Here is a 10,478-nt window from a genome sequence, read left to right as displayed (position 1 = left end):
TCGCAGAGCACACCCGACGCTGGCGATTGGATCGCGGCCCGCTGCTTTGCGTGGGCGGGCATCACGCCCAGGGCCAAAAACAAGGCCAGAGAAATCGAAAGGCACGGTTTTTTCATAGTTAGACCTCGCATACTGGGTGATTCGTCTTCAAAGAATAGAAGACAAACGGACGAAAACATGTTTGCGTGCCGATTGGGTGGAAATGGGATCAAGGGCGGGACCCGGAGGCCGCACGCGGAACGGAGCGCAGCGAGTGCCGAACGGATGAGGCTTCCGGCGATGCCGCGGCCGTGACCACCCTGCCATAGCAGTATCCTCGCCAGATCATCACGTGATGGCCGACACCTTGCTTGGGCAACATCCCTTACCCATTGTGCCATAGACGATGTTGCCATCGTCGCTAGGCACCGAACAAGCAGCGGGAGCTGAACGGGAATTCGCAACCTAGGCGGCATGGGTGACGAAGGGAACGTCCTGGCCCGCAGCGACAAACTCTCCTGTCCCTAGCCGGGACGAAGCAGTGGTCATCCCGCGGGGCTAGTTGCGAGCCTTCTGAAACAGGACCGCGCGACCGACATTGGGAACCTCAGCATCCGATGCCATGATGCGGCGAGCGCTCGTCTCAAAGGGCCGTGGGCGCGAAGGCCCCTACGATCAGGATCAGCGCCGTGCCGACGGTAAGCAGCAGCAGCTGGCTCTTCGTCTCGGCCCTGAAGGCAGCGGTTTCCTGCACGCGCTTTTCCGCCGGCGTGAGCTCCTTCGGCTTCTCCCGGGGTTTTTACGCGGCGATCGCCTGGATCTTAGGCGGCGGAGATGTTCGCGCCTTCGAAGGTAACGGTCGCCCCGCGGATGACGCGTCCTCCATATTGTGCACGATCCGGCCGCCGCATGCGGACGCACGGCATTCCCAGCCGGATAGGCATAGTTGCCGATCCGGGTGCGGAAGGTCAGGTTGTTGTTGTCGGCATAGGCATAGGCATAGGTTTCGTCGAGGGCATTGTCGCCGCCGTTGTCGGCGCTGACCAGGCGACCGCGCAGGTCGTAGTCGTAGACCCAGTTGTCGTTGGCGGTGAGCCCGGCGATCTTCTTAATCTTGCCGGTCAGATCGCGGTCGTACCAATTGTCCATCAGCACGGTGCCACCCTTGGGGGTGGTCACCTGGTCCAGCCAACGGCGGGTCGGCGAATACCGGAAGGTGGTGATGACACCGTTGGCATAGCTGATCGACTTCGTCTGGCCGTCGTCGCTTGCGATTGTCCGGATGTGTCCCAAGCGGATCGGAGAGATCATATTCGAACGGGCGATTGCCGTTCCATCGCCCCGCTTCATACAGGAACTGACGCAGATACTGCAGCTTGTCGGCTTCGCTGGCGCCGGAAGGGATCATGCCCCGAAGGTGGCTCGACATCGCGTCGATCTTGGCAGCCCCAACTCCGATGTCGACTGAAGGATCCAGCATCCCATCGACTGCGAGTTTGATTGCTGCCAGGTCACCATCGGGCTGAATGAACAATGTCTCGACCTCACGGCCGAGATCGTTCGATTGGGTTGCGTGGACTCCCGGCACAGCGAAAAGCTGAATGAGTGCCACCATGAGTATGACCACTGGACCCTTCATTTTTACACTGAGGGGTTTTTGCTGAATGCGCACCACTGAAAACACTCTCCCACAAATGCTCGGGACCATTCATTTTCCGGACAAACAAACTGGCTCTTGGCGGTTGGCCGTGCGCAAGAGAGGAAAACGGTCTGAACTCAAACTCGGCGGAAGTCGCCGATCTTGGCTGCCATAATCAAAAACCCTCCATATCCGGCATTCGACACCACGCCTGTCGCTAAGGCACCCCCCCGTTCATCGCATCCTGTCGAAAGAACGCCGTGATATGTCTAAGCTCGGATGGCTATTAGCGATTATCGCAACAATTAATACGATTAATCAGATCAACTCTTCAATGCGTCGTTGCCGGCTACTTGGCGTACGGTAACGCCATTCCCTTTGAGATCAATACCCTCTCATACTTCGTCAATATTGATTTAATATCATCAATCATAATACTTAGCTCAAAATCAGCATCATCGCTCTGTCCAGAAGTGATCAACCGATGCAACTCAATCATCCTTTCACTCAAGGAATGCAGGCTATCTCCCTGAAATACGATTCCAGGAAACTTTCTATCCGGAAGCTGTACCACCGCATAATTCTCGGATTCTGTTAAAAGCTCGGCGAAGTCTTTCATATTATTATTCCTTTTTGGGTGAGAAGCTGATGTACGGCTGGCTTTGATCCAGTGTGCTGAAAAAATCCTGAACTCTGGGCTCGCCAAGCCCATGTGGACCTGAGGGGATGGAGGACTTCGAACTATGTCGGGATCTAGCGGTGCCGCCTTCTAGCACGTAGTCCCAGTCCGATTGACCATGAGCGGTACCCTTGGCCCTCGACCCGACCACTGTAATAGTGACGCCTGTGCGGTCGGCAGCGTTCTGTATACGACGCGCGTCTCCAGGTGCTATGTTCTCAAGTTTTGCCCCCCCGCCAACCTTTGGAACTCGCGAAACAGTCGTCCCTGTCCCAATTATACCGAAACCACCAACGATCGTACCCGGATTATAAATTCGCAGACCCCCGAGTTCTTCGAAGGGCTGCATAGGGGTTATTGAAATTGGCTTAACCGAATCGAGATCAATGTTGTTAGGACGCCCATCCCCATCCCCATCTTCGTCATTGGGCGTTGGACTACCCGCCACTTCGATCTGCGACCTCTTATCCTTACGGTCTCCAAACATCCCGCTTGCAGAGTCGCGAAGGTCCTTGGACACCGGCGTTTCACGTCTCTTGCCGCGCCGTCATGATTGTTTCTATCATCATACTTTGAGCCAAAAGCATGCCCGTTTGGATCACTGTTGTTGATGGGATCATTGCCTGCATAGGCATATCGATTGGTTCCGACGCCAGCCCTGGTCGGGTCCCAGTCATCGGGCGAGATGAACCGTCCGAAGGTCGGGTCGTAGTATCGCGCATTGAGATACTGCAGCCCGGTTTCGGGATCGAAGCGCTCGCCGATATAGCCCTTCTGCGTCTGCATCGTTGTGTTGGTGCGCTCGCCGAAGGCGGCATAACCCGTCTGTTCGACCAGGTTGCCGTTGGCGTCGGTGACCAGGCGCACCGACGACAGGTGGTCTCGATGCAGGAAGGTCGTGGAGACCGCTCCTGTCTGGGCATTGGCGACGATCTTCAGATCGGGGTGCGGATAGCGGGTGTAGATGTCGACGCCCGGTGTCGATCGGTCGATCTCGACATTGGCGTCGGGATAGAGCGTCGTGCCGAAGGCATAGGTCTTCTTCGCCCGTGAACCTGACGGGCCGTAGGCAAGCGTCACGGTGGTGTTGTTCTGGCTGACCGTTGACAGGCGGTTGGCGCCATCCCAGGCAAGGGTGCGAACGCCGTCACTGAGCATGTTACCGTTGGCGTCGTAGCCGATCGAACGAGTGCCGATCGTGATCGCCGCATGCGGACGGGCGGCATTGCCGGCCGGGTAGGCATAGTTGCCGATCCGGGTGCGGAAGGTCAGGTTGTTGTTGTCGGCATAGGCGTAGGTCTCGTCGAGAGCATTGTTGCCGCCGTTGTCGGCGCTGACCAGACGGCCGCGCGGGTCGTAGTCGTAAACCCAGTTGTCGTTGGCGGTCAGGCCGGTGATGGTCTTGATCTTGCCGGTGAGATCACGCGTGTACTGATTGTCCATCAGCACGGTCGCACCATTGGCGGTGGTCACCCGATCGAGCCAACGGCGGGTGGGCGAATAGCTGAACGTGGTGGTGACGCCATTGGCATAGCTGATCGACTTCGTCTGGCCGTCAGCCTCATAGCTTGTCGTGGTGATGTAGCCTGGGATCGACAGCAGCAGATCGGCGTTAAAAAGAGGCGCGTGTCGACGCTAGGACGTGCGCAACTACCGTAGAGGGTACTCGCCATTGGTGGGAGAGCGGTTGGGATGTCTTGTAGGCAGTAGCGATCGCTACGAAACCGTGGATTGAACTCCTAAAACAGTCACACATTAGTGCTTTGATTTTCCAACGATTGGGAAAGGGCAGCCGAATTTTTCTGCCGCCTTTGAGGCTATTTCTAGGGAATCGTCGTCGTAATTGTCAAAATTGACGGAGAAAGCATGCTCGACCGTATGTTCGATGCCAAGAATACGAACCAACGCAAGCCGGGCCGATGACCTATCAGAATCTTCAGTATCGAACATTATTTGGAGTATTGCACAACCCAAGCTAGGATCTTCATATCCGTCAAAGTACTCATCCGCCAAATGTAGTGCTGTCATTCTACTCTGCTCGAAAGTCTCGGATTCCTCCAGTATTAATTTGCGCACAGCTATACGGTATTCCGCAACGAGCCCCATATGCCGAACAAGCGTCGTAAGCGCCAGTCCACCAAAAACGTTCCTATCCTCATTATAAAGATAGGCCTCTACCAGTTCTGCGTCTCCTTTATCCCCGCACAAACCGATCACCAAAAGTGCTGATTGGATATCGCCCTCGCGGTCTCTTAGTATTTTGCGGACATATTCGATCTCCGGTCTAGACACGTCACCCGGCTTTCGTCCGCGAGCCTTTTCCAGTATCTCCCTAGCTCTCATCTCTTCCCAGCTCTTCCAGCACCTTTTTGCTCCCGGTCGTTGCGCCCCTTATCATGTGTCGTCGGCCTTTCGCCCCATAGAGCGCTGGAGGCGGCATCTGCATTCTTGCTAGCTCGGCTCAATACATCCTGGAGCTCCTTCTGAGCCTCTTTACTCAAACTCGGACTTCCCAGCGCTGTTTTGATGTTTTCAATATCGCGTATTTGTCCATGGAGCGCATCCTCCACTTCCTTCACATGGTCGTACGGTTTTCCGGTCCGAGGGTTTGTCGCTACGATCTCGCCCTTTTTCTCCCTTCTGACTGCATCGTAGTGCCATTCGTTAAGGGGATCGTTAATTCGACTATCAATCCGTCTTATTGCATCCAGCTGCGTGTTCGTCAGTCCGCCCACGCTTCTTGCGGACATCCCCTTTGCGATTTGGTCAGCAGTTGCTTTGCTTAAGCCGCCTCCCATGTTTCCTATAACCCCTATGGAATCAGCCATAGGATTGATTGATCTTGTTGCGTTGGGGATATCTGGAAATTTATCGCTTAGGTTCGGATCGCCATCGCCATCGTCGTCACCCCATGGCGGCCCGCCATTGTGACTCATACTTTGATGGCCATTTGGATCACTATTGTTGATGGGATCGTTGCCGGCGTAGGCATATCGATTGGTGCCGACGCCAGCCTTGGTCGGGTCCCAGTCGTCCGGCGAGATGAACCGGCCGAAGGTCGGGTCGTAGTACCTTGCATTGAGATACTGCAATCCGGTTTCGGGATCGAAGCGCTCGCCGATATAGCCCTTCTGGGTCTGCATCGTTGCGTTGGTGCGCTCGCCGTAGGCGGCATAACCGGTCTGTTCGACCAAGTTGCCGTTAGCATCGGTGACCAGGCGCACCGACGACAGATGATCGCGGTGCAGGAAGATCTTGCTGATCGCTCCGGTCTGGGCATTCGCCACGATCTTCAGATCGGGATGCGGATAGCGGGTGTAGATGTCGACGCCCGGTGTCGAGCGATCGATCTCGACATTGGCGTCGGGATAGAGCGTCGTGCCGAAGGCATAAGTCTTCTTCACACGCGAGCCCGACGGGCCGTAGGCAAGCGTCACGGTGGTGTTGTTCTGACTGACCGTTGACAGTCGATTGGCCCCGTCCCAGGTGAGAGCCCTTACCCCGTCGCTGAGCATGTTGCCGTTGGCGTCGTAGCCGATCGAACGGTTGCCGATCGTGGTTGCAGCGTGCGGACGCACGGCGTTTCCAGCCGGATAGACGTAGTTGCCGATCCGCTTTCGGAACGTCAGGTTGTTGTTGTCGGCGTAGGTGTAGGTCTCATCCAACGCATTGTTGCCGCCATTGTCGGCACTGGAAAGACGGCCTGTCTCATCGTAGCCATAGGTCCAATTGTCGTTGGCAGTGACGCCTTTGATCGTCTTGATTTTGCCGGTGAGATCACGCGTGTACTGATTGTCCATCAGCACAGTCGCACCCTTGGCGGTGGTCGCTCGCGTCAGCCATCTCCGCTGCGGCGAATAGCTGAAGGTGGTGGTGACGCCGTTGGCATAGCTGACCGATTTCGTCTGGCCGTCCGCTTCATAGCTCGTTGCGGTGATGGAACCGGGGATCGAGATCAGGAGATCCGCGTCGTTGTAGAGATAGGGCTGAGCTGCCGACCCTACCTGAAGGGCGGCAGGGCTGTAGGCGATCGAGATCGTCTTGTCCTGGCGGCCGCGGGTCTCGACTGTCGTGTGCGCTACGCCGCCGATCGTCGCTACGGTGCGCATAGTCGATCCGCCACCGCTATAGCTGCGGCTGAACACGCTTGTTGCTGCACCATTCTCGGCTTTGGTCAAAAGACCGATGTTGTGCGACGGCGCGGCCACGACTTCGTCATAGGTGTTGCGAGCGACGAGGGTCGGCGCCGCCTCACCCGGCTTCTGCACCTGCTGCAGCGTCAGGCGGCCCATCTGGTCATAGGCAAGTGTCGTGACGGCTCCACGCGCGTCGGTCTGGCGGATCAGCCGATCTGCACCGCCGCTGCAGGATGCCATAAATCTCATCCCGTCCATCAAGGTTGAGATCGTCGACCTGCTGCCGGCTAACCCCATCCGAGAACTTCAGCTCGTTGTGTGGAAACGTGAATGCCTTCCCGGTGTAGGCGATCGCGAAGTTGTCATAGGCCATCTGACGGATGGTCTTGCGAGAACCGGAGATCGGATTGGCATTGCCGTCGAAACCGACATCCCTGCCCCAACGCTCGACCTTGGTGAGGCGCGAGGTGTTCGAGAAGGGCGCCTGGTCATAGGTCAGCGAATAGGCGCTGTGGTGTTGTCCGTTCGCATAGCTGACCACCGACTTCAGCCGGTGCTTGATCCAGGTGAGATAGTAGCCGTTCGCCGCAATCTGGAAATCGGGCCGGGTATCGTAGAAGAAGGCGGTGTAGTAGTTGTTGTTGTAAGTAATGCGCTCCGGCAGGCACATCGGCAAATCCGGGCAGCTGTATTTGTAGGTGATCGCATTGCCGTTGGTGTCGGTGACCGAAGCCAGGACGTAACGTCCCGTCTGGTTCATGTCGTATTCCGGCGTTCCGGCCGCCGGGTTGAAGTTGGCCATCGCCGCCACCGATCGGAACAGCGACACGGTGCCGTCACGGTCGGTCACCGTCCAGCTATTCGAGGCACTGTCGAAGCGGATGCGGCGATAGTCCTCGTTCTCGTTGGCATGGGTGCCGCCGGTCGAACACGACGCCGACACCATGCCGGCGGTGCAGGCCACCAGTTCGCTGCCGTTCAACAGATAGACGTCGCTGGCATCATAGGCCGGAACGCCATAGCCGGGGCTTGCCCGTTCGATCACATCGAGGCCGTCCATGCCCCAGGCATAACCAAGGAAGCCCTGATACTGGCCGCCAAGACGGCTCTTGCGGGCACTGTCGTAGGTGAGTTTCAGCTTCGGCTCGAGACCGCGGAACGCGGCACGTCGATTGCGATCGCCTGCGTCATCGAGCCATTGCCGGTGATCTCCGGGACCGATGGCTTCGACAACGCGCTGACCGGTGACTCTACCGGCGTCGAGGTCGCCGCAGCCACTGCAAGCGAACGCTCCAGGACCGCTCCATCCTTCTGAGCGCCAGGCTCTTCGGCCTTCAGCGCTGGCTTCGCATCCGCGTCCGCTTCCGGGCCGGCGCCTGCATCGTTCTTGCCGGTTTCGCCGTTGCCCAACCGGGTGCGATCGACGGCGGTGTCCGGCTTCACATCGGCCTTTGGGCCCTGCTGGATTGGATCACTCGTTCCCGTCGACCCGCCAAGCCCCTGAGTTCCGTTGCCAAGACCAGGCGCGACGGTCCCCTCGCCTTCCTGCGCGTGGGCGATACCGACCAGTGCGCCGGCAAGGTTAAAAGATCGTTCTGGCACTGCTGTCGACAAGGCGAGCAAAACCGTGGCGGCCAGGGCCGCAAAACCGAGCAAATTGTGACGCATAGACTCCCTCGACAGAACGCCGAATCCTAAAAATGAAGCCGCAGGTTATGAGAGCAAAAAATCGAAATGCAACCGCATTTCTGATGAAATCCACGGCTGTGTTTATATTAGCAATGCAAGCTGTGGATATGGACGCTAGCTGCGATTTGCGAGCGCTACGGGTTCCCGTCTTCAGGCCGCCACCCAAGCGCCTCGGCCCGAGCAAATGACGCCAGGTTTTGACGGTACCAGTCGTCCGCACGCGCACGGAGATCGGGCGGGATGTCCGCAGAACGTCGATATTTATCAATCACTTCGCGTTTCAACAGGCCACCGTAAGCGGTTCCTCGCTTTGCCAGGACGTAGGCAAACGTCGGATAATGACGAAGAAGAACATCCGACACCGCAACAGCCTGTTCAAATTCGCCAGCGCTGATCAGATGATCCACCACCGGCGAAGCTATCAGGGCAACGGTCTCTTCCCGCGTCAGCGCGCGCAAGTAAGTCCCCCGCGAAACGGCGGTGTCAGACATCGGCAGCTTCTGGCGATACCACAGATCGCGGGCCGCGCCGCCGCCGCTAGTTGCCTCAAGATTCCAGGTCGTGCCCGATGCGTCCGTGTATTTGATGAACACGTGCAGTGGTGCTTGCGCTAAGGTCATGTTCAAACCGATTCTTGAGCCCAGGAACATCATCAGCATCGGCATGGTAATGCAGTTGCCGCGGCGCGTCGCCAGATACTGGCTCAGCTTGCGATTGTCCGGATGTGTCCCGAGCGGGTCGGAGAGATCGTATTCAAACGGGCGGTTGTCGTTCCATGGTCCGGCTTCATACAGGAACTGACGCAAATACTGCAGCTTGTCAGCTTCGCTGGCGCCGGGAGGGATCATGTCCGCGAGACGTTTCGACATCTCGTCGATCTTAGCAGCCTCCTTTCCAACATCGACTGAGGGATCAAGCATACCATCAACAGCGAGTTTGATTGCCGCCAAGTCACGATCAGGCTGAGTGACTAACGCCTCGACGTTTCGGTTGAAATCATTCGACTGGGTTGCGTGGGCTCCCGCCGCAGGGAAAAGCTGGATGAGTGCCACCATCAGTATGACGACTGTGCCCTTCATTTTGGCACAGAAAAGTTTTTGCTGAATGCGCACCACTGAAAACACTCTCCCACAAATGCATTTTCCGATTAAACTGGCGATTGCACCTTGCGCAAGACAGATCAACGGTCTGGACTCAACTTCGGCGGAAGAGGTCTCAACAACTCCACTAAGCATTCGGGCGCCGAAGAAGTGAACGCGGAGCTGCTGGAGTTGCCCCCAAAAGACCGGACATGCTCAGGTTTGAGATTGCGAGTTGATGAACTCGCGCGGCGATTGATATCCTAAAGCACTGTGCGGGTGAAGATTGTTGTAATGCTCGAACCAGAACGGCAGTTGAGCCATGACGGTTTCAGCGTCGGGGGTTGGGTTCACTGAGACGTAATCGCGCTTGAATGTTTTGACGAACGCCTCGGCCATGCCGTTCGACTGTGGGCTTCGCACCGGTGTCGTGCAAGGTTCCATGCCGATGTCGCGGAGCAAGGATGCGGTGTCCCTGGCGATGAAGCAGGAGCCGTTGTCGGTGAGCCATTCGATGGGCTCGGACAGCATGTTGATGCGGCCGAAGCGGTTCTCCACGGCGGTGATCACGAGGTCCTGCACGTCCTGGCTCTTGATGCCCTCGGTGGTGGCGACATGGGCGATTGCTTCACGGTCGCAGCAGTCGAGGGCGAAGGCGACCCGGACCTTCTCCTTGTTGTCGCAGCCGATCTCGAAGCCGTCGGAGCACCATCTGATGTTCGAACGTTCGACAGCGACCTGACCGTCGTGGAGACGATCATCGGCCGCTCCGGTGTGRCGCACCARCAGCAGATTGTGCAGCTTCATSACCCGGTAKACGCGCTTGGCRTTGGGCCACGAACGTCCGTCTTTCCGGGCATTGCGGCGTAGGATGGCATGGACACGCCGATAGCCGTAGGTGGGCATGTCGGCGATGATGGCCTTGATATCCTCCACCAGTTCCCGATCCGGGAGTGGTGGGCGTCCTCTGGCTCTGGAAAGGGAGCCTGTGGCACGCGCAGCGATATTCGACCGGGCGACACCTAGAGTTTCGCAGACGGCCTTCATTCCAAAATTCCCCTCGGAAGAGAGATTGAGCGCAACATCCGTTTTTTTGGGCCACCGGCGATTTCGAGGGCTTCCTTGAGGATTTCGCTCTCCATCGTCTTCTTGCCCAGCAGGCGCTGCAACTCCTTCACCTGGGCCTGAAGCGCCCGATATTCGGATGCCGGAACAACCTCCTCTTCGGCGGCCGTCGCCGTCAGCGCCCCTTGGGACGCCAGCTTGCGCCAGGCGAA

Annotated in this window: 8 protein-coding genes and 2 pseudogenes; all 10 read right to left on the bottom strand. The window is 57.6% G+C overall.

What is annotated here, in order from left to right:
• Positions 1–628: 628 nt before the first annotated feature.
• A pseudogene (locus ASD00_RS39390) lies at positions 629–883 on the bottom strand (NAD(P)(+) transhydrogenase (Re/Si-specific) subunit alpha); the annotation flags it as partial.
• A 204-nt stretch (positions 884–1,087) separates the two neighbouring features.
• Positions 1,088–1,654: a hypothetical protein gene (locus ASD00_RS39385; RefSeq protein WP_156585866.1), complete on the bottom strand. Its 567-nt coding sequence runs from the start codon at positions 1,652–1,654 to the stop codon at positions 1,088–1,090.
• A gap of 313 nt (positions 1,655–1,967) precedes the next feature.
• The gene (locus ASD00_RS28665; RefSeq protein WP_057210621.1) at positions 1,968–2,237 is read right to left on the bottom strand and encodes a hypothetical protein; all 270 of its coding nucleotides are present in this window, start codon (positions 2,235–2,237) and stop codon (positions 1,968–1,970) included.
• A 414-nt stretch (positions 2,238–2,651) separates the two neighbouring features.
• Entirely contained in the window at positions 2,652–3,878 is a 1,227-nt protein-coding gene (locus ASD00_RS28660) for an RHS repeat-associated core domain-containing protein (RefSeq protein WP_348272078.1), read from the bottom strand.
• Positions 3,879–4,052: 174 nt separating this feature from the next.
• Positions 4,053–4,640: a hypothetical protein gene (locus ASD00_RS28655; protein WP_057210617.1), complete on the bottom strand. Its 588-nt coding sequence runs from the start codon at positions 4,638–4,640 to the stop codon at positions 4,053–4,055.
• Entirely contained in the window at positions 4,637–6,673 is a 2,037-nt protein-coding gene (locus ASD00_RS28650; RefSeq protein ID WP_057210616.1) for an RHS repeat-associated core domain-containing protein, read from the bottom strand. Before ASD00_RS28650 ends, ASD00_RS28655 begins: the two co-directional genes overlap by 4 nt.
• Positions 6,594–7,571 carry a SpvB/TcaC N-terminal domain-containing protein gene (locus tag ASD00_RS40820; protein WP_348272077.1) on the bottom strand — a complete coding sequence of 326 codons (978 nt, stop codon included), beginning with the start codon at positions 7,569–7,571 and terminating at the stop codon, positions 6,594–6,596. The genes ASD00_RS28650 and ASD00_RS40820 overlap by 80 nt, the downstream gene beginning before the upstream one ends.
• On the bottom strand, positions 7,568–8,101 hold the full coding sequence (locus ASD00_RS28640; RefSeq protein WP_057210612.1) for a hypothetical protein: 534 nt from the start codon (positions 8,099–8,101) through the stop codon (positions 7,568–7,570). Before ASD00_RS28640 ends, ASD00_RS40820 begins: the two co-directional genes overlap by 4 nt.
• Before the next feature lie 155 nt (positions 8,102–8,256).
• On the bottom strand, positions 8,257–9,237 hold the full coding sequence (locus ASD00_RS28635) for a transglutaminase family protein (protein WP_057210610.1): 981 nt from the start codon (positions 9,235–9,237) through the stop codon (positions 8,257–8,259).
• A 180-nt stretch (positions 9,238–9,417) separates the two neighbouring features.
• A pseudogene (locus tag ASD00_RS28630) lies at positions 9,418–10,478 on the bottom strand (IS3 family transposase); the annotation flags it as partial.

This window comes from Ensifer sp. Root31 (assembly GCF_001424825.1).
Classification (GTDB): Bacteria; Pseudomonadota; Alphaproteobacteria; order Rhizobiales; family Rhizobiaceae; genus Ensifer; species Ensifer canadensis.
This window is presented reverse-complemented; position numbering and strand designations above follow the sequence as displayed.